Annotated in this window: 16 protein-coding genes; 7 read left to right on the forward strand and 9 right to left on the reverse strand. The window is 64.1% G+C overall.

Features of this window, described 5'->3' with window-relative positions:
• The first annotated feature begins 154 nt into the window (after positions 1 to 154).
• The 3 genes from IVA95_RS21450 (at position 155) to IVA95_RS21460 (ending at position 4,551) form a co-directional block, all read left to right on the forward strand.
• Positions 155 to 2,830 carry an alpha/beta hydrolase fold domain-containing protein gene (locus tag IVA95_RS21450; protein ID WP_247512275.1) on the forward strand — a complete coding sequence of 892 codons (2,676 nt, stop codon included), beginning with the start codon at positions 155 to 157 and terminating at the stop codon, positions 2,828 to 2,830.
• Positions 2,831 to 3,093: 263 nt separating this feature from the next.
• Positions 3,094 to 3,594, forward strand: coding sequence for an L-2-amino-thiazoline-4-carboxylic acid hydrolase (locus IVA95_RS21455; protein ID WP_247512276.1), 501 nt, complete (start codon positions 3,094 to 3,096; stop codon positions 3,592 to 3,594).
• 105 nt (positions 3,595 to 3,699) lie between these two features.
• Positions 3,700 to 4,551, forward strand: a complete 852-nt coding sequence (locus IVA95_RS21460) for a phytanoyl-CoA dioxygenase family protein (protein WP_247512277.1) — start codon at positions 3,700 to 3,702, stop codon at positions 4,549 to 4,551.
• A 240-nt stretch (positions 4,552 to 4,791) separates the two neighbouring features.
• Here IVA95_RS21460 and IVA95_RS21465 read toward each other — a convergent pair whose 3' ends face one another.
• Positions 4,792 to 6,456, reverse strand: coding sequence for an NAD(P)/FAD-dependent oxidoreductase (locus IVA95_RS21465; protein WP_247512278.1), 1,665 nt, complete (start codon positions 6,454 to 6,456; stop codon positions 4,792 to 4,794).
• A 170-nt stretch (positions 6,457 to 6,626) separates the two neighbouring features.
• Positions 6,627 to 7,358, reverse strand: a complete 732-nt coding sequence (locus IVA95_RS21470; protein WP_247512279.1) for a gamma-glutamylcyclotransferase — start codon at positions 7,356 to 7,358, stop codon at positions 6,627 to 6,629.
• A 201-nt stretch (positions 7,359 to 7,559) separates the two neighbouring features.
• Here IVA95_RS21470 and IVA95_RS21475 point away from each other — a divergent pair, with 201 nt between their 5' ends.
• Positions 7,560 to 9,152: a gamma-glutamyltransferase gene (locus tag IVA95_RS21475; RefSeq protein ID WP_247512280.1), complete on the forward strand. Its 1,593-nt coding sequence runs from the start codon at positions 7,560 to 7,562 to the stop codon at positions 9,150 to 9,152.
• 141 nt (positions 9,153 to 9,293) lie between these two features.
• Here the strand turns inward: IVA95_RS21475 and IVA95_RS21480 are convergent, their stop codons facing one another.
• From IVA95_RS21480 to IVA95_RS21500, 5 genes are all read right to left on the reverse strand, one after another.
• On the reverse strand, positions 9,294 to 10,577 hold the full coding sequence (locus IVA95_RS21480) for a DUF1236 domain-containing protein (protein WP_247512281.1): 1,284 nt from the start codon (positions 10,575 to 10,577) through the stop codon (positions 9,294 to 9,296).
• Between the two features lie 83 nt (positions 10,578 to 10,660).
• Positions 10,661 to 11,953: an FAD-binding oxidoreductase gene (locus tag IVA95_RS21485; RefSeq protein WP_247512282.1), complete on the reverse strand. Its 1,293-nt coding sequence runs from the start codon at positions 11,951 to 11,953 to the stop codon at positions 10,661 to 10,663.
• 10 nt (positions 11,954 to 11,963) lie between these two features.
• Positions 11,964 to 12,695, reverse strand: coding sequence for an amino acid ABC transporter ATP-binding protein (locus tag IVA95_RS21490; protein WP_247512283.1), 732 nt, complete (start codon positions 12,693 to 12,695; stop codon positions 11,964 to 11,966).
• Positions 12,692 to 13,345, reverse strand: a complete 654-nt coding sequence (locus tag IVA95_RS21495) for an amino acid ABC transporter permease (RefSeq protein ID WP_247512290.1) — start codon at positions 13,343 to 13,345, stop codon at positions 12,692 to 12,694. The genes IVA95_RS21490 and IVA95_RS21495 overlap by 4 nt, the downstream gene beginning before the upstream one ends.
• The gene (locus IVA95_RS21500) at positions 13,345 to 14,112 is read right to left on the reverse strand and encodes an ABC transporter substrate-binding protein (protein ID WP_247512284.1); all 768 of its coding nucleotides are present in this window, start codon (positions 14,110 to 14,112) and stop codon (positions 13,345 to 13,347) included. The genes IVA95_RS21495 and IVA95_RS21500 overlap by 1 nt, the downstream gene beginning before the upstream one ends.
• Positions 14,113 to 14,273: 161 nt before the next feature.
• Here IVA95_RS21500 and IVA95_RS21505 point away from each other — a divergent pair, with 161 nt between their 5' ends.
• Together IVA95_RS21505 and IVA95_RS21510 are read left to right on the forward strand one after the other, a co-directional pair.
• Entirely contained in the window at positions 14,274 to 14,975 is a 702-nt protein-coding gene (locus tag IVA95_RS21505) for a cupin domain-containing protein (protein WP_247512285.1), read from the forward strand.
• A gap of 347 nt (positions 14,976 to 15,322) precedes the next feature.
• Positions 15,323 to 15,604, forward strand: a complete 282-nt coding sequence (locus IVA95_RS21510; protein WP_247512286.1) for a hypothetical protein — start codon at positions 15,323 to 15,325, stop codon at positions 15,602 to 15,604.
• Between the two features lie 142 nt (positions 15,605 to 15,746).
• Here IVA95_RS21510 and IVA95_RS21515 read toward each other — a convergent pair whose 3' ends face one another.
• Together IVA95_RS21515 and IVA95_RS21520 are read right to left on the reverse strand one after the other, a co-directional pair.
• The gene (locus IVA95_RS21515) at positions 15,747 to 17,012 is read right to left on the reverse strand and encodes a D-amino acid dehydrogenase (protein ID WP_247512287.1); all 1,266 of its coding nucleotides are present in this window, start codon (positions 17,010 to 17,012) and stop codon (positions 15,747 to 15,749) included.
• A gap of 64 nt (positions 17,013 to 17,076) precedes the next feature.
• Positions 17,077 to 18,405: an aspartate aminotransferase family protein gene (locus IVA95_RS21520; protein ID WP_247512288.1), complete on the reverse strand. Its 1,329-nt coding sequence runs from the start codon at positions 18,403 to 18,405 to the stop codon at positions 17,077 to 17,079.
• Positions 18,406 to 18,559: 154 nt separating this feature from the next.
• On the opposite strand from IVA95_RS21520, the gene IVA95_RS21525 reads away from it, so the two are divergent.
• Entirely contained in the window at positions 18,560 to 19,108 is a 549-nt protein-coding gene (locus IVA95_RS21525; protein ID WP_065745762.1) for a cupin domain-containing protein, read from the forward strand.
• Positions 19,109 to 19,219: the final 111 nt, after the last annotated feature.

Genomic DNA, 19,219 nt, shown 5'->3' on the forward strand with positions numbered 1-19,219 from the left:
CACTGCTTCGCACGGAGAATTCATGAAATCGCGGAAATCGGTGCCTCGGCAGAATGGGTCTGCAACCAACATCCATTGATTGCATATGTCCTGATGACAAACTGAACACGCGGCAGTAGCCTCCTTCAAAATATAATCATACGGGAGGAGTGGCATGCCAGACGCAGCGGTCGCAGCACGTTCTTCTGAAGCAACGAACAGCGGTACGACGCAGCAGGTCGATGTCGCGGTCGTTGGTGCCGGGTTTGCCGGCCTCTATCTCCTGCATCGTCTGCGCAAGGCCGGCTTCTCGGCGGTGGTGATCGAGGAGGCCGGCGACGTCGGCGGCACCTGGTACTGGAACCGCTATCCCGGCGCACGCTGCGACATCCAGACCATCGACTACAGCTACACCTTCGATCCCGAGCTGGAGAGCGCGTGGCAATGGTCGGAGAAATACGCAACGCAACCCGAGATCCTGCGCTATCTCGGTTTCGTCGCCGATCGATATGAGTTGCGGCGCGACATCCGCTTTTGCACCAAGGTCACAGCGGCAAATTGGGAAGAGAACGCAGAACGCTGGCGGCTCGCGACGGACAATGGCGCTGATCTTTACTGCCGCTACTACATCATGGCGACCGGCTGTCTCTCCGCGCCGAAGCCGCCGGAGATCGACGGTGTCAAGGATTTTAAGGGCGAAGTCTACTTCACCGGGCGCTGGCCGCACGAAGAAGTCGAACTCGCCGGCAAGCGCATCGCTGTCATCGGCACGGGATCATCAGGCATCCAGTCGATCCCGCTGCTCGCCGAGCAGGCCGCGCACCTCACCGTTTTCCAGCGCACGCCGAATTTCGCCCTGCCCGCCCACAACGGACCGGCGCCGGCGAACCGCCTGGCGCTGCTGCAAGGCGATCGGGCAGGCTATCGCGAGCAGGCACGCTGGTCACTCGCGGGCGTCCCTTATCCGCAACAGACGGCGGTGAGCTGGCAATTGAGTGATGCCGAGCGGCGCGAGCGGTTCGAGCAGGCCTGGGCCACCGGCGATCTCGTCTACATCCTGACCCAGCTCTGGGCCGACCAGGGTGTCGACGTCGATGGCAATGCGCTGCTCGCCGACCTGATCCGCGAGAAAATCCGCACCATCGTCAAGGACCCCGAGACGGCCGACGCATTGACGCCGCGCGACCATCCGTTCGGCGCCAAGCGTCCCTGCCTCGATACCAACTACTACGCTACGTTCAACCGCCCCAACGTCACGCTGGTGAACTTGCGAAAGGAGCCGATCACATCGATCACGGCTTCGGGCATCATGACCGACAAGCGCACGATCGATGTCGATATGATCGTGTTCGCCACCGGTTTTGACGCCATGACCGGCGCCATCAAGGCGGTTCATCCAATCACGGGCCGCGATGGCAAATCGCTGTCCGACGTCTGGGCCAACGGCCCGCAGACCTATCTCGGGCTCACGGTGTCAGGCTTCCCCAATCTGTTCCTGATCACGGGCCCGGGCAGCCCGTCGGTGCTGTCGAACATGGCGGTCTCGATCGAGCAGCATGTCGACTGGGTGGTCGACCGGCTGGCCGCGATGCGCGAGGCCGGCTTCACGACCATCGACGCGACCGAGACGGCGCAGGCCGGCTGGGCGCAGCACATGGCCGACTGTTCGATGCTGACGCTGCATCGGCTCGCCAACACCTGGTACACGGGCGCCAACGTGCCCGGCAAGGCGCGAGGAGTGATGCCCTATACCGGTGGCGTGGGCCCCTATCGCAGCATCTGCAATGAGGTCGTCGCCCGCGGCATGCTCGGTTTCAGGCTGACCGGTCCGAACGTTTCGGAGCAATGCAACGACGGCCAGGTCGTTCGCCTGCAGCCGGACGTGCGGCTGGTGCTCGGCATGCTGGCGGAGATGAACCTGCCACAGATCGAGTCGCTCGGCGCCCATGGCGCGCGCGACTTCGTCGCCGAATTCAACAGGGGACGTCCTGCCGGACGGCCGGTCGGCGAGGTCGGCGACGGCGTGCTGCACGGCGCCGATGGTCTGCTGCCCTACCGTCTCTATCGACCGGCGACGCCCGGACCGCATCCGATCGTGGTCTATTTTCACGGCGGCGGCTGGGTGTTCGGCGACGAGCAATCCGACGATCCGTTCTGCCGCGACATCTGCCGCCGCAGCGGAATGATCGTCATCAGCGTCGGTTATCGTCATGCGCCCGATCATCGCTTCCCCGCCGCGGCCGAGGATGGCTATGCGGCAACGCGCTGGATCACCGAGCATGCAGCCGAGCTCGGTGGCAGGCCGGGACCGGTGCTGGTCGCGGGCTGGAGCGCCGGCGCCAACATCGCTGCCGTCACCTGCCAGCTCGCGCGCGACCGCGGCGGCCCGCAGATCGCAGGCCAGCTCCTGGTGTGCCCGGTCACCGATTGCAGGTTCGACCGTCTATCCTATACCGAGAATGCGGTCGGCTATTTCCTGACGCGCGCGCTGATGTTCTGGTTCTGGGATATCTATTGTTCGCCCGCGGACCGCACCGACCCGCGCGCCTCGCCGCTGCGCGGCAATCTGGCGGGCCTGCCCCCGGCGTTCGTCGCCACCTGCGAATTCGATCCGCTGCGTGACGAGGGCATCGAGTATGCCGAGGCGCTTTCTGCCGCCGGTGTCCCGGTCGAACAACTGCAGGCGCGTGGCCATATCCACACGTCCCTGATGATGGTGGACGTGGTGATCACCGGCGTCAGCGGACGTGCGAAGATGGCGGAAGCGTTGCGCGGCTTTGCGGGGTTACCGCGAAAGCTGGAAGAGAGCGAGGAGATCTCGCCGATCGCGGTCAACGCGGCTGCGGGGTAGGCGCGCAGGGCAACGGCCGCTCCGCTTCATCCGAGCGGCCGCTCTCGACCGGCGTTATGCTGCTTTGGCGCCGGCCTGGAGTGGCGATCGATAACCCATGCTGGTTCGAATTGTCCGGTGTCCTGCCCCATGCCTGAGCCTGCCGCATCTCATCGAGGGGCATGCATCAGATTTTCTAAGTCGATCGCCCAATTTATCTCGCTTGCGCTCCCCTCGCCGGCCGCAATATCTCGCTGGAGGTCGGGAAACGAAAGGAGCCTGCGATGAACTTGCTCGACGATTATATGGTCGATCCCCGCCTGTCGCTGTTGGACAAAACGCGGATCCAGGCGCAGGTGCTGGTGCCGATGCTGCGGGCGTTGCGCGCGGAACTGGGTCAGCAAAAGGCCGATGCGATTGCGCGACTAGCCTTGCGCGACTGGTCGAAGGCGCTGTTCGCCGCCATCGGCGAGAATGTCGAGGGTAGCGCGCGGCGCAAATGGGCGACCATGCACACCGCGCTTGCCGGAGTCACCGAGCGGGAGGTAACGGTCGAGATGCGTCGCCACGACAAGGAGGCGCTGGAATTCGACGTCACGCATTGCCGGTTCGCGGACTTCTTCCGCGCGCTGGGCGAGCCGGAGCTCGGCGCGCTGCTGGTCTGCGCCACCGATTTCGATATCGTTGCCGCCGGCGGCAGCGAGGTCAGCCTCAGGCGCGACCAGACCCTGATGCAGGGCGCGCCGAGCTGCACGTTCCGCTACGCATTCGCACCGCGACCATGATTTGCGCCGCCGTCGACGCGCAGAAATCTCGTGAAAAACCCCCGTAGTTGCGTATGATATCTCGCAAGAAGCCTTGGCTTGACCGGGCTCACGAGGAGAGCGCCGATGGCAGCGACAGCGGAGCAGGTTTTGCCCTGGCTCGGGGGACGCTCGTTCGCCTCCTTCAAGGAAGAGTTCGACCGCAGCGGTTACCTGATCTTCGAACGCGTTCTTGCACCCGAGCGCATCGCCGAAATCCGCGCGGCGCTGGCACCGCATCTGGCGCGGGATCTGTTCGGCCGCAACGATTTTGAAGGCACCAGGACCAACCGGGTGTATGCACTGCTGGCGAAATCGCCCGTCTTCGCAGAGCTCGCGATCCATCCGCTCGCGATGGCCTTTGTGGAAGCCGAACTCGGCGAGAGCTGCCTGTTGTCTGCCATGCTCGCAATCAATCTCCATCCCGGCGAGACTGTCCAGCCCTGGCATTTCGACGACAGCGGCGTGAAGATTCCGCGCCCCCGCCCGGCTCTTGGCATCAGCACGTTCTGGGCGATCGACGATACGACCGAGCAAAATGGCGCCACCGAAATCATTCCCGGAAGCCATCTGTGGGACGGGCACTATATCGAGGGCGCGGTGAAACCGGCTCATTTCACCAACGAAGCCGGCCACGAGGAAGGCGACAGGCCTGACGCCGTGAAGCTGATCATGCCATCCGGATCGCTGGCCATCACCAAGGGAACGCTATGGCACCGCGGCGGCGCCAACCGGTCGGACCGGCCGCGCCTGATCATTACGCCGCAATATTGCGTGGGCTGGGTGCGGCAACTCGAGAACATGGCGCTCGCCGTTCCTACCGAGGTCGCCAGCAAATTGCCCGAGCGCGCACGCGAGCTGATCGGCTATTCGATCCATCCGCCGTTCATGGGCTATGTCGATGGCGTTCATCCCAGGCGGCTGCTGCGGACGCACTAACCTTGCGGCGCCATAAGTCCCTCATGGTGAGCGCCAACGGGTCCGCGCGTAGCGCGGCCCGATGCCAGGCTCCGCGCGTCTCGAACCATAAGGCTCATCTGTGGCCTACATCCTTCGAGACGCCCGCTCTGCGGGCTCCTCAGGATGAGGGGCTAGCTTTGCGAAACCCATCGCTTAGGCTTCCAAAGATGATGGGTTTCGCTATGCTGAAACCATCCTACGCACTGCCCTTACACGCACTTATTCCGCGGCGGCCGCGGACCTCGCTGCGGGCTGTGCGCCCGTCTCAAACACGATCCCCTCATACCCCCTTTCGGCAACGTCGGTGATCGCCGCGACATATTTCGGCGTGCCGCCATTGTAGACGAGGTAGCGAGTCTTGCCGTGCTCGTGGCCGGGGATGTTGGAATTGTAGCCGGTGAACCACGACTTGGCTTTGCGCATCAGCATGATGGCGTACATCTTGGTGACGTGGGCGGTCCAGCGCGCCTGCGCTTCGGCCGTTGGCTCGACCCGCGTGTAGCCGCGATCCCAGATGTGGCCGAGCAGGCCCATGCACCAGCCGACGCCGTTCTCGATGCCGCGTGGAAAATTCGTCGAGGCCGAGCCGCTCTGCGGGCCGGTCGGCATCAGCAAGTTCGGAAAGCCGTGGACCATCATGCCGAGAAAGGTCGAGGGTCCCTCGCGCCATTGGTCGGCGAGCTTCACGCCGCCGACGCCGGTGATGTCGATCGCGTCGAATGCGCCGGTGATCGCATCGAAGCCGGTGGAGTAGACGATGATATCGAGCTCATAATCGCGCGCACTGGTGTGCAGGCCCGTTTCGGTGACCCGCAGAATCGGCGTCTCGCTGATATCGACGAGATGTACGTTGTCGCGGTTGTAAGCCTCGAAATAATTGGTCTCCAGCGGCACGCGCTGCACGCCAAAGCCATGATCCTTCGGAATCAGCTTTTCCGCCGTCACCGGGTCCTTCACGCGCCGCCGAATCCGGTCGGCGATGTAGGCGGAAAACTCGGCATTGGCCGCCTCGTCGGTAAAAATCTCGCGAAAATTGCTCAGCCAGATGCCGAAGCCGGGCTCGTCAAAGAGTTTGTCCCACAGCACGAGCCGCTCCTCGCGGGTCGCTTCATAGAAGCCGCGCCGGTCCGGCTCGTGCTCGAAGCCGCCGGGCGTGCGCCGGCAGGCGGCAAAGATTTCATCGTAGCGCGAGCGGATGTCGGCCATTTCCTGGTCCGAGATCGGACTGTTGTTGAGCGGTGCGCTCCAGTTCGGCCGCCGCTGAAACACCGTGAGTTCGCCGACCTTGTCCGCAATCTCGCCGATCACCTGGATCGCGGTGGCGCCGGTGCCGATGATGCCGACCTTCTTGCCGGAGAGTTCAACCGGCTCGTGCGGCCAATAGAAGGTATGGAACGAACGCCCCTTGAACGTCTCCATGCCCTCGAGCCGCGGCAGCGTCGGTACCGAGAGCAACCCGACCGCAAGAATGAGAAATCGGCAGCTCAGTTCACGCCCGTCGTCGAGCCGGAGCCGCCACAGATGACAGCCCTCGTCGAACGCCGCCGCTTCCACCCTGCGGTTGAACCGCATATATTTGCGCAAATCGAACTTGTCGGCGACGTAGTTGAGGTAGCGAAGATTCTCCGGCTGGCTCGAAAACCGCTCCTGCCAGTGCCATTCGTCGAGCAGCTCTTTCGAGAAGGAATAGCCGTAGGTGTAGCTCTCGGAATCGAAGCGCGCGCCGGGATAGCGGTTCCAGTACCAGGTTCCGCCGAGATCGGGCGCGGCATCGAGCACGAGGGCATCCACGTCGAGATCGGCCAGCCGCTTGATCTGGTAAATGCCCGACACGCCGGCGCCGACGACAACGACCTCGTAGTGCGACTTGATCTCCCCGGTCATGCGCGCCCTCTCCGTTAATTGTTCTGGCCTTGATCGTCTCCGCGCGGCGGCTCTTATGATGGCAATTATCCGCGTCCTGCACTTGCGTCAGGATGCCGGATTGTGCGGCAAAACCAGCCTGAAACATTGTTTGAAAAATAAACGCGCCAGGCTGCCGTGGGGTGACCGCCTCAAGCACCGGGAGCGCCGCCGATCTGCGCATGCAAGTGCGCGACGTACGGATCCTCGATCTCCAGCGCCTGCAACTGCGTCGCCAGTTGCACGAGGTATTCGCGGTTAGTGCCGAGAACGCCCTTCCCGCTCGCGATCATCGCGGCGGTCTCGGCGAGCGGCAGTTCGCCGACATAACTCGGGTGCGAGCGGTTCGAGGTGAAGGCGAGTGCGGTGATTGGTCCCTGCGGCGTCGCCATCGGCACCATCGCCGGCGCATAGCCGCCGCGCAGCATTTCGCGGCGCCACAGGATCGCTGTCTCGGCATGGACGGAATCGGCCGCAATGCGGAACGCCAGCCCGCGGCAACATCCCAATTGCGGCTCCAGCGAGAGCATCAGCGCCGGATAGTCGTGCGATCCTCGGCCGAGATTGATCTTCAGCGTGAAGCGGCGCTGATAACCCTCGACGTCGGCGAGCCGGACCTCGGCAAAGTGAAAACCGGGATCCCACATCAGCGAGCCGTAGGAATAGATCCAGAGGTCGTCGCCATCAGGGTGATCGCCGAGCACCGTAAGCCGCGACGCCTCGATCGCTTCGTCCGAGAGCCGCCAGCTTGCCGGCCATCCCGCGGCCCGCGCCCGCTGCTCCCACATCGAAAGCATCTCCGGCGTCAGGCGCAGCAGCGATTTTTCCGGATGCGTTACCCGGGCTCGCAGCTCCGGCAGATGAATGAATGCGTCGGCGGTCACGCCAGTATGCTCCTTTGTGGATACGGCCCTGGTTCGCAATGTGCCATTGTCGGATGCAACACGCCAACACGAAGGCGGGCGATGCGAACTCCCAGGATGTTATTCTGTCATGGCTGGTCCAAGATTTTTAGGGTGTAATGGCGTCAACGAAATCCTCCGGCGACCGGCAACCACACACGTACAGGGATCAAAGGCAATCCGATGCGCGACCAGTTCTCCACTACCCAGGTGATACGCAAGCCGGCCGTCACTTCCAAGGGCGGCATCGTCGCCGCGCAATCAAGCAGGGCGGCGCGAGTGGGGGCCGAGGTGCTGGCCGCGGGCGGCGATTGCGTCGATGCCGTGATCGCGACGACGTTTGCGCTTGGCGTTCTGGAACCCTGGATGAGCGGGGTCGGCGGTGGCGGCGCGATGGTGCTCTACCGGGCGCGCGAAGACCGCTACGAGGTGATCGACTACGGCATGCGGGCGCCGCTCAGCCTGCGGGTGGAAGATTATCCGCTGACTGGCGGTGGCGCGGCTTCCGACATCTTCCCCTGGCCGCGGGTAAAGGACGACCGCAACATTCACGGCCCCGGCTCGATCGCCGTGCCCGGCGTGGTCGCCGGCATGGAAGAGGCGCATCGCCGCCACGCCAAGCTGCCGTGGAAGGAATTGCTGGCGCCGAGCATCGCGCTCGCAGGCGAAGGCCTTGCGGTCGACTGGTGGACCACGGTGATGATTTCGAGCGCGGCGGCAGACTTGCGGTGTTACCCCGCGAGCGCCGCCGCCTATCTGCAAGACGGTCTGCCGCCCAACCCGCAATGGGGCATCAGGTCCAAAGTCCGCTTGCCGCAGGACCGGCTCAAGGCCACGATGGCGCAGCTCGCCGGCGCCGGCCCGGGCGACTTCTACGAGGGCGATCTGGCGCAGAGCCTCGCCGCTGACATTCAGGCCGCGGGCGGCGCGCTGTCGGTCGAGGACCTCAAGCCGTTTCGCGCTCAATTGCGTGAGCCGCTGGCGATCCCCTATCGCGGCGGCAAGGTGTTCGCGACGCCCGAACTCACCGCAGGTCCAACGCTTTCGCGCACGCTTGGTCTGCTGCAACAGGATATCAAGCCCGCACGCGGCGGACCGGATGCGGCGGCCTACGTCGCCTATGCATCGGCGCTGCAGGCCGCGTATCGCGAACGGTTGAAGGACATGGGTGACGAAGACGGCAGGCGCTCGCTCGGCGCGGAGGCGCTGGCACCGGCCTGCACCACGCATTTTTCCGCCGTCGACCGCGACGGCAACATGGCCGCGGTGACGCAAACCTTGCTGTCCACCTTCGGCTCCAAATTCGTAACGAACCAGACCGGCATCACCATGAACAACGGCATCATGTGGTTCGACCCGACCCCGGGCACGCCGAATTCGCTGGCGCCGGGCAAACGCTGTCTCACCAATTACACGCCCGTGGTGGCGCAGGCGGCGGACGGAAGGCGCATCGCGGTCGGCGCTTCGGGCGGCCGGCGCATTCTGCCGGCGGTAAGCCAGCTTCTGTCCTTCGTGATGGATTACGGCATGGATCTCGATGCCGCAATCCATCAGCCGCGCATCGACGCCAGCGAAGGCGCGATCGTGATCGGCGACGTCCGTCTGCCGCAGGCCGCGCGCGATGCGCTAGGCTCGCGTTTCGATTACGAGGAGACACGCATCCAGAGCCTGCCGATGAAGTTCGCCTGCCCCAGCGCGGTGCTCCGCGACGGCGAAACCAACAGCGGCGCGACGGAGCCGTTCCACGCCTGGAGCGAGGCAGTGGCGGCGGGGTGAGGCGGCCCGTCATCAGGCAGCGACGCTGCAAAAGGTGCGATGCCGCTGAACGAGAAAAGTGCGGCAATCAGATGCCGCACTTTCCTTTACCCGCATCGACATTCTGATGTAACGGCCTCTTGCGAGGCCAGACACACCCGCTTACCGCGTCTGCGGCTCAATCGTCACGGTGCAGTCGCCGCCTTGCATCGCAACCACGATCTGTCCATCGGATGCACCCAATGCAATCGGGTTCGTCGATCCGCCGCCGCCCGGCGCGCGAACAGTGACGCTTATCGAATCCTGCGGTGCGGTCGAACCAACAGTCGGTGCGGCCGAACCAACCGTCGTGGGCGAGACTTCGGTAAGATTGCCCGCGGTATCCCGGCGCATGATACGGCAAGGCGCTCCGCCGGCTTGGGCCGCTCCGCCGGCTTGGGCCATCGCGTCGGCTGCACGTCCACTGCCGGCGGTCTCGCCGCCTGCGGCGCGAATGCGCGACGCGTCACGCGGAATATGGCTCACAATCCGCTGCGTGCGGGGTTCGACGATCACGATTTCCTCCTCGGTCGTGAAGTAATCGTAACCGCGGTACTGCGGCTCGATCGACACGATCGTGGATGGCAGCCGTTGCACGCGCACATGGCGCGGGAGCCGCTCGCCTACCCGGATCGAGACGTTGAGATTGCGCTGCGGCGGCGCGAGACGCTCGCGGGTTAGCGTCTCGGAGATGCGCAGCTGCTTCTCGGTCGAGATCTGCTGGCGGTCTTGCGTCTGGGTGGTCTGGGTCTGCGTCGTCTGGCCAGAAGGCGGTGTGCGCGTGGTGTCCGTCGCGGTCGAGGGCCGGTCCGCATCCTTACCCCGCTCCGCAGCATCCTTCGCGCTATCGCGCTGATCGCGGCCGGATTCCTTTTGCGTCGTAGTTGTTCCCTCGCGCTCCTTCTGAGCGGCCGGGGTTCCATCCTTCGACCTTTCCTGCTCCGCCGTGGACTTATCGCGCGCCCTATCGCGTTTCATCTCGGCGCTGCCCTTGCTGCTGTCTTTGGCGTCCTTGCCTTCCCGGGCTGTTTGTTCGTCGCGGCCGCCCTGGCGGGAATCCTGCGCGCGCTCACGGGATTTTGCGTCCTCGCCGCGTCCGCGCTTGTCATCACTGGCGGTCGCCGGACGCTCGCTCGAGGGCGCGGCCTTGCCCCTTTCCTCGGTCTGTCGGGAACCGGCTCCCTTTTCCTCGCGGCCCGCCGCGCCTTGCGCCTTTTGTTCCGCACCCCGCCCGCGCTCCTGCGCCCGTTCGGCACCGCGTCCTTGCGGTGCAGCACCCTTGCCGGACTCGCTCGGCCGCATCTGTTTCTGCTCTTCGCCTCTTCCGCCCGGCGCCTGGCCATAGGAAGCAGCCGGCGCCAGCATCAGGCAGATAATTCCCGTCGATAACAGTAATTGCTTGCGCATTTGAATCTCCTTCAGATCGGAGTTACGCAAGCGAACGTTCGCCGCTGCCGGAGGTTCCGCACGAGCCGGGCTGGAGTCGGAAACTAGATCCCGAGCCGGTCCCGCACCCGCCCCGTGACGACGGCGGCGGTGACGCCGAGCGGCCAGAATGCGTGCAGCGCCATCGGCTTGATGCCGGTGATAGGCATATCAATCTCGGCATTCTTGCCGCCGACGAGGCGGCGCGCCAGCTGGGCGCCCATCGCGGTCGAGAGCGCGACGCCGCGGCCGTTGCAGCCGAGCGAGATCAGAAGATTCTCCGCCGGTTCATGCACATGGGGATAGTGATCGGGCGTGATCGCGAGCCGGCTATTCCAGCCGTGCGTCCAGGTCACGCCTTTCAGCCGCGGCCACAGCCGTTCAGCATAGCGGATGAGATAGGCGACATCGGTAGGCTTACTGATCCAGCGCATCGGCCCACGGCCGCCCATCAGCAGGCGATTATGCGCATCGATCCGGTAATACACCGTGATGTGGCCACTCTCGTACAGCACCGAGCGCGTCGGCATGATTTCGCGTGCGACCTCCTCGGACAAAGGCGCGGTGGCCGCAATCGACGAAAACACCGGCACGATGGTGCGGCGGAGCGCCGGCCACAGATCGTCTGTGAATCCGTTCGTCGCCAGCAGCACTTTTCCGGCGCGCACCATCCCGCGCGGCGTCTCAACTCGCCAATGCGCGCCTTCACGCGACAAGGAAAGCGCCGGCGTCTCGCCATGCACGGCTGCGCCGGCCGCGATCGCGGCGCGCGCGAGCCCGCGCGCATAGCTCAGGGGATGCAGGTCGCCGCCGCGATTGTCCAGCATGGCGCAGAGATAGCGGTCGGTTCCGGTCGTCTCCCGCATCTGTTCGCGATTCAGCAGCATCACCGGCATGCCGCGGCGGATGCATTGCTTTGCCGTGTTTGCGATCGTCGCGGCGCTTGCCTTGTTATAGGCCGCGCGCAGCGTGCCGTTCTGCCTTGCTTCGCACGGAATCTGGTATCGTCGTATCAGGTCGAACGTGAAGTTGGTGGTGCCATAGGCGAACGCAATCATGCGACCGCCGAGCTCGGCGCCGAAATCGGCCTCGATCCGGTCAGGATCGTGCTTGAGGCCCGGATTGACCTGGCCGCCATTGTTGCCCGAAGCGCCCCAGCCCGGCTGTTGCGCTTCCAGCACGATCGCATTCACGCCCTGCTCGGCCAGATGCAATGCGGTGGACAGCCCGGTGAAACCGCCGCCGATGATTGCGACCGCAACGTCCCTGTCTCTATCGAGCGGCGGCGTCGGTGCCGGAGCGACCGCCGTATCGGCGTAGAGGCTTGGCGGCAGCGGCCGTCGGATGGGCGCATTCATGCTGGTAAACTCAGAGCGGATGCAGCACGCGTCGCAAAAAGTCCTGCGTGCGCGCATGCTGCGGCTGGTTGAGAATCGATTTCGCCGGCCCCTGCTCGACGATCACGCCACCATCGATGAACAGGACGCGGTCGGCGACGTCCCGGGCAAATCCCATCTCGTGGGTGACGACGACCATGGTCATCCCGTCGTCGGCGAGCTTGCGCATCACCGACAGCACGTCGCCGACCAGTTCCGGATCGAGCGCCGAAGTCGGCTCGTCGAACAGGATTGCCTTCGGCTGCATCGCAAGTGCACGGGCAATCGCGACGCGCTGCTGCTGGCCGCCGGAGAGTTGCGGCGGATAGCTATCGGCTTTCTCCGCGAGGCCCACCTGCGCCAGCAGCGCGCGGCCGCGCTCCAGCGCCTCACCGCGCGGCTCCTTCTTCACATAGAGCGGCCCCTCGATGACGTTTTCCAGCGCGGTGCGATGCGGAAACAGGTTGAAGCGCTGGAACACCATCGAGACCTGCGTCCGGATCGCAACGATCGAGGGCGCGCTGCGATCGACCCGCGCGCCTTCGACGAGTATATCGCCGCCGTCATAGCTCTCCAGCCCGTTGATGCAGCGCAGGATGGTGGATTTTCCGGAGCCTGAGGGGCCGACGATGCAGACCACCTCGCCCTTCTCGACGGAAGCCGTGATGCCCTTGAGCACCTCGACCTTGCCAAAACTCTTGTGAACATTAGTCAGTTCGATCATTTCTGGCCCGCGCGCTTCTCGAAATGACGGACCAGAAGAATGAGCGGAATGCTCATGGTGAGATACATCAGCGCGACCAGCGTGAACACGCTGGTGTTCTTGAAGGTGGAGGACGCGATCAGCTTGCCCTGCAGCGCGAGCTCGGCCACCGTGATCGTCGACGCCTGCGAGGAATCCTTCAGCATCATGATCATGATGTTGCCGTAGGGCGGCAGCACGATCTTGACCGCCTGCGGCAGCACCACGCGGCGCATGGTCTGCCACCAGCCCATGCCGATCGCCTGCGCCGCCTCGATCTGCCCCTTGTCGATGGCTTCGATCCCGGCGCGGAAGTTCTCGGCCTGGTAGGCCGAATAGGCGATGCCGAGGCCCAGGATCGCCGCCTGCAGCGCCGTCAGCGTGAGGCCGAGTTCGGGCATCACGAAGTAGAGATAGAACAACAGCACGATGATCGGGATGCCGCGGATCACGTTGATCAGCCCGGCGCTGAATCCCGTGAAGACGCCGATGCCGGATACCCGCATCAAGGCCCAGACCAGCCCGAGCGCGGTCGACAGTAACAACGAGCCGATCGTGACGATGATCGTCAGCGCCACGCCGCTCATCAGGATCGGCAGGAACTCGACAGTATCGCGCCAGAACGCCTGCATCAGGCACCCTGCGCCTTCAAGCCCCATTTATCCAGGATCTTGGCGACGGTGCCGTTCGCCTTCAGCTTCTCCAGGGAGGCGTTGATCTTGGCGAGCAGTTCGGTATCGCCCTTCCGGACACCGATGCCGACCGAACCGACTGTCGCGGGCTTGTAGCTCTCGACGATGCGCGCCTCGGGGAAGCCGCCTTGCTTGAGGTTGTAGGCGAGGATCGGGTAGTCGGCGAAGCCGGCTTTGAGGCGGCCTGCGTTCACGTCGCGCAGAATATCGGGAATGGTGTCGTAGGCCTTGACCTCGCTGAACAGCCCCGATTTCTTCAGCGCATCGACGAACGCCGTGCCGACCTGCGCTCCGACCACTTCGCCCTTCAGATCGTCCTGCGTGGTGTAGGTCTTCGTATTGCTCTTCGGCACCAAGAGGCCTTCGCCGTAGCTATAGAACGGTTCGGAGAAATCAATCACTTCCTTGCGAGCGGGCGTGACGAACATCGCCGCCGAGATGATGTCGATCTTGTTCGAGGTGAGTGAGGCAATCAGCGTGGAGAACTGCATCGGCTCGATTTGCACCTGGAAGCCGGCGTCCTTGCCGATCTCGGTGATGAGATCGACCATGATGCCCTGAATGCTGTTGGTCTTGGTGTCGAGGAAAGTGAAGGGCACACCGGTCGGCGTCGAGCCCACTTTCAGCACTTTTTGCGCAGATGCCGGCATCGCCGCTGTGAGAACCAAGGCCGCTACCGCGGCCTGAACGAGACGCTTCAGAGCCATCGCACCACCTCCTGAAACTGCACACTGGCCTGGCTCGCCCGCCTTAGACCAAAGAGTTGCGGGCAACGCCGTTCAGGCCTATTTTCACCAATATGAAATTGTGGCCACACTTCTCCCGGGTTTGCAAGCGATTTTCATGCACATGAAGGAAGCGGCCTGACGTGAGCGGCGGCAAGCGAATAAAGAAACCGGCGTTCAAGGCCAAAGCAAGGGCCGCCGGAAAGGCAACGGCCAAGTCGAGGGCGAAGACCGCCGCCAGGCCGGCCGAGCCGGCGATGGACCTTGCGGTCGGCCGCCGCATCCGCGAGCTACGCCGCGAGCACAAGCTCTCGCTGGAGACGATTGCGGCGAAGACCGATCTGTCGATCGGCTTTCTCAGCCAGATTGAGCGCGGCCTGTCATCACCCTCGCTCCGCGTGCTGGCGACGCTCGCCGACGTGCTTGGCGTCGGCATCGCCGCGCTGTTCGGCTCGCAGCCGAGCGACGACGCCGCGTCCGGCGGCGTGGTGACGCGCGAAATGCAGCGCGCCGAACTAAAGCTGTGGCGCACCGGCATTTCAAAGCAGTTGCTGAGTCCGGCGGGTGCGGAACACCGCCTCAATCTGTTTCTCGTGCACCTGGAGCCCGGCGGCAACACCGGCGACGAGCTCTACACCCATGACGGCGAGGAGGCGGGACTGGTGCTGGAAGGCGAGATGACGCTGATCGTCGACGCCGAGACCTGGTCGCTCAAGCGAGGAGACAGTTTTCGCTTTGCCAGCCGCCGCCCGCACCGCTTCTCAAATCCCGCGAAAGATGCGAAAGCGGTCGTGCTGTGGGTGAATTGCGCGACGCAGGCGAAACCGTCATCGCGAGGAGCGTAGCGACGAACCAATCCATCTATCCCCACGCCGTGGGATGGATTGCTTCGCGGAGCCTGTCATCGGGCGCGCATTCGCGCGACCCGTTGGCTCGCAATGACGGCTTCGCTTCCGTTCCTCTCTCCTTCGCCGTCCACCGACTGTCCGCGTGCCGGGAACAACATCGCGAACGAATTTAGATATACCCGAATGGAATCGACAATCCGAATTTAGGACTGTCGATTCAGATGCCGTCAACTCCCGCCGTCTAGGCTTCCCGGAGGGCAAGGGTACATAGGAGCCGAGCAATGCCGAACCGAGGGAAGCACGGGAAAGCACGAGCCGATGCCGCCGAGGCCCGAGAAGATATCATGAGCTCGGCTGCCTTGAGCGCCATGAGCGCGGGCGCTGTAAACGCCATGGCGGCCGTGGGCGCCGCCGTTATCAAGCTGCACAAGGAGACCGTGGACAAGAAGCCGGAATGGTTCTGGCACCTGTTCGCGAGGTGCGAGGCCAAAGCCGCACGTCTCGCCGAGCAGGCCGCGAACGTCCCTCGATCCAATGGCGACGCCACATTCATTGAAGTCTACGCCAGGACCTTGCCGGAACTGGTGAAGAAGGCGCTAAGCGACCGCGAGCGGGCACTGCACTGAACTCGGCGCGTCCGTGATGCGGACGCTGCGATGCGACACGAGTAGCAGAAATCAGTGCTCTGCGTGAGTCTACGAATTCTCATCCCGCCGTCATTGCGAGGAGCCAACGGGTCGCCATGACGGCGGGAGGTCCTGTGCGCCCCTATCCAAACCGGTGATCGTACCGGCTCACATTCAGCTCACTCACATCGATATCCGGCTTCCGCCCGGAGATCAGGTCTGCCATCACCCGCCCCGAGCCGCAGGCCATGGTCCAGCCGAGTGTGCCGTGGCCGGTGTTGAGATGCAGATTGCTGTAGCGCGTGGCGCCGATCACTGGCGGTCCATCCGGCGTCATCGGGCGCAGGCCGCACCAGAAGCTGGCCTTGCCGAGATCGCCGCCGCGCGGAAACATGTCGGACAGCGAATGGTCGAGCGTCGCGCGCCGCGCCGCATCGAGAGTATTGGAATAGCCGGAAATTTCCGCGGTGCCGCCGACGCGGATGCGGTTACCCAGCCGCGTGATCGCAACCTTGTAGCTCTCGTCCATCACGGTCGAGACCGGCGCCCCCTCGGGATCGGTGACCGGCACCGTGATCGAATAGCCCTTCACCGGATAGACCGGAACGGAAATGCCGATGGGTTTAAGCAACCGCGGCGACCAGCTTCCGAGCGCGACAACATAGGCATCGGCCTGCAGCAGCCCGGCGCTGGTGACGACGGCCGTAACCTTGCCGCCTTCCGCAACCAGCCGCTCGATGCCGGTGTTGAATTTGAACTGCACGCCGAGCCTTGCTGTTTCCTTTGCGAGCGCCTGCGTGAACATGTGGCAATCGCCGGTCTCGTCCTCCGGCAATCGCAGCCCACCGACAAATTTCTCCTTCACGCCGGCAAGCGCAGGCTCCGCGCCAATGCAGCCGGTGCGATCCAAAAGCTCGTACGGCACGCCATATTGCTTTAGCACCGCGATATCGCCGCCGGTCGAGTCGAGCTGCTTCTGCTTGCGGAAGAGCTGCAGCGTGCCGCGGCTGCGCTCGTCATATACGATGCCGGTCTCGGCACGCAGCGCGCGCAGGCAATCGCGGCTGTATTCGGCGATCGGGATCATCCGGCTCTTGTTGACGGCGTAGCGCTCTGCCGTGCAGTTGCGCAGCATCTTCAGCCCCCAGATCCACATGACAGGATCGAGCTTGGGCCAGATCACCAGCGGGCCATGCCGCATCAATAGCCACTTGATCGCCTTCACCGGCACGCCGGGGCCAGCCCAGGGCGAGGAATAGCCGGGCGAAACCTCGCCGGCGTTGGCAAAACTGGTTTCCTGTGCAGGCTCCGCCTGACGGTCGACGACGACAACTTCGTGGCCGGAACGCGCCAGATAATAGGCTGTCGTGACGCCGATCACGCCACTGCCGAGAACGATGATTTTCACAATCCCTCACGCATCTGCCGCGGCGTCGCACGCCGCGGCCGCTCTATTTTCTTGCGAGCAAGGATCAGGCCACGCGCTTGATCGCGTCGCCCAGGATCGAAACCATGTCGTCGATATGGCTCTTCTCGACGATCAGGGGCGGCGACATTGCAAAGCTGTCGCCGCTCATGCGCAAGTAAAGTCCGCGATTGAAGCAATCCACCATCACGTCATAGCCCCGCGCGCCGACGCCGTCGCTGCGCGGCGAGAGCTCGACCGCGCCCATCAGGCCGACATTGCGGATGTCGATCACGTTGGGTAGACCTTTCAGCGAATGCAGCGCATCGCGCCAATATTCGGCGAGCGTTGCGCCGCGCGTCAACAGGCCCTCGTCCTTGTAGATGTCGAGCGTTGCGAGGCCCGCGGCGCAGGCGGTCGGGTGCGCCGAATAGGTGTAGCCGTGGAACAGCTCGATCGTGCCCTCGGGGCCGGTCATTAGCCCGTCGTGGATCTTGCGGCTGGCAAACACCGCGCCGCAGGGAACGGTGCCGTTGGTGATGCCCTTAGCGGTCGTCATCATGTCGGGCGTGACGCCGAAATAATCCGCCGCAAATGGCGTGCCGAGCCGACCGAAGCCGGTGATGACCTCATCGAAGATGAGCAAGATGCCGTGCTTGTCAGCGATCTCGCGCAGGCGCTTCAAATAGCCCTTCGGCGGCGGCAGCACCGCGGTCGAGCCCGGCACCGGCTCGACGATGACGGCGGCGATGGTGTCGGCGCCATGCAGCGCAACCATCCGCTCGAGATCGTCGGCGAGCTCCGCGCCATGCTCCGGCTGATCCTTGGCAAAGGCATTGCGAGTGAGATCGTGGGTGTGACGGATGTGATCGACTCCAGGCAGATGGGTGGCGAACGCGCGGCGGTTGGCCACCATGCCGCCGACCGACATGCCGCCGAAGCCGACGCCGTGATAGCCGCGCTCGCGGCCGATCAGGCGCGTCCGCGTGCCCTGTCCGATGGCGCGCTGGTAGGCGAGCGCGATCTTCAGCGCGGTATCGACCGACTCGGAGCCCGAATTGGTGAAGAAGACGCGATCCAGTCCCTTCGGTGCGATCTCGGTGAGCCGCTCTGCAAAATCGAACGCCAGCGGATGGCCCATGTTGAACGAGGGCGCGAAGTCGAGATTCATCAATTGCCGTTCGACGGCAGCCGCAATCTGGCGGCGGCCATGGCCGGCGTTGACGCACCAGAGGCCGGCGGAGCCGTCGATCACCTTGCGGCCGTCGACGGTGGTGTAGTGCATGCCCTCGGCGGAGGCGAACAGGCGGGGCGCTTTCTTGAACTGCCGGTTGGCCGTGAAAGGCATCCAGAACGAGTCGGTCTGCAGGGTGTTCGGCTTCTGATGAAGGGTCACGGTCTAGCTCCTTTGCTGGCAGCTCAAGGGGTCCACCGGGCCACGCTCGGGAAGCCACAACAAGTCCTTTTCTGCACTCCTGCAACCCATTGATTTTGCTAGCGCGATCAGGGCATATTTGTTCGATCCGAAACACCTGCAACAGGGATTTTCGATGAGCGTCGATATCGGTGGGCGACTCCGCTTCGTCCGGGCCCGGCACAAGCTATCGCAGCGCGAGCTGGCAAAGCGCTCCGGGGTGACCAATTCGACGATCTCGCTGATCGAATCGAACCAGATGAACCCGAGTGTGGGCGCGCTGAAGCGCATCCTCGACGGGCTACCAATGGGGCTTGCCGAGTTCTTTGCGATCGAGCCGGAGCGGCCGCGCAAGGCGTTCTACCGCTCCGACGAACTGACCGAGATCGGCAAGCAGCCGATCTCCTACCGCCAGGTCGGCGACACCATGTTCGGCCGCGCGCTGCAGATCCTGAAAGAGCGCTACGAACCGGGCAGCGACACCGGAAGAGTGCCGCTGACCCATGACGGCGAGGAAGGCGGCATCGTGGTGAGCGGCCGGCTGGAGGTGACCGTCGACGACGAGCGCCGCATTCTCGACCCCGGCGACGCCTATTATTTCGAAAGCCGCCGCCCGCACCGCTTCCGCTGCGTCGGTGGAAAGCCGTGCGAAGTGATAAGTGCCTGCACGCCGCCGACGTTTTGAGCGGCCAAGGCGCGTACTCATCTGTGGACGCCCCGCGAGATGCAAGCGATTTTTGAAGCGCATTGGCGCGTAGTCGGATGCTGCCATCTGTCCGGCCTCTGATGCAGCGAT

This window comes from Bradyrhizobium sp. 157, from assembly GCF_023073815.1.
Taxonomy (GTDB): Bacteria; Pseudomonadota; Alphaproteobacteria; order Rhizobiales; family Xanthobacteraceae; genus Bradyrhizobium.

Bases quoted from the DNA above. Each gene is read 5' to 3' on its own strand.
- IVA95_RS21465 (WP_247512278.1), bottom strand. From the start codon at position 6,456: ATGACCGGGGAGATCAAGTCGCACTACGAGGTCGTTGTCGTCGGCGCC.
- IVA95_RS21450 (WP_247512275.1), top strand. From the start codon at position 155: ATGCCAGACGCAGCGGTCGCAGCACGTTCTTCTGAAGCAACGAACAGC.
- IVA95_RS21500 (WP_247512284.1), bottom strand. From the start codon at position 14,112: ATGGCTCTGAAGCGTCTCGTTCAGGCCGCGGTAGCGGCCTTGGTTCTC.
- IVA95_RS21495 (WP_247512290.1), bottom strand. From the start codon at position 13,345: ATGCAGGCGTTCTGGCGCGATACTGTCGAGTTCCTGCCGATCCTGATG.
- IVA95_RS21490 (WP_247512283.1), bottom strand. From the start codon at position 12,695: ATGATCGAACTGACTAATGTTCACAAGAGTTTTGGCAAGGTCGAGGTG.
- IVA95_RS21525 (WP_065745762.1), top strand. From the start codon at position 18,560: ATGAGCGTCGATATCGGTGGGCGACTCCGCTTCGTCCGGGCCCGGCAC.
- IVA95_RS21480 (WP_247512281.1), bottom strand. From the start codon at position 10,577: ATGCGCAAGCAATTACTGTTATCGACGGGAATTATCTGCCTGATGCTG.
- IVA95_RS21475 (WP_247512280.1), top strand. From the start codon at position 7,560: ATGCGCGACCAGTTCTCCACTACCCAGGTGATACGCAAGCCGGCCGTC.
- IVA95_RS21455 (WP_247512276.1), top strand. From the start codon at position 3,094: ATGAACTTGCTCGACGATTATATGGTCGATCCCCGCCTGTCGCTGTTG.
- IVA95_RS21460 (WP_247512277.1), top strand. From the start codon at position 3,700: ATGGCAGCGACAGCGGAGCAGGTTTTGCCCTGGCTCGGGGGACGCTCG.
- IVA95_RS21485 (WP_247512282.1), bottom strand. From the start codon at position 11,953: ATGAATGCGCCCATCCGACGGCCGCTGCCGCCAAGCCTCTACGCCGAT.
- IVA95_RS21510 (WP_247512286.1), top strand. From the start codon at position 15,323: ATGAGCTCGGCTGCCTTGAGCGCCATGAGCGCGGGCGCTGTAAACGCC.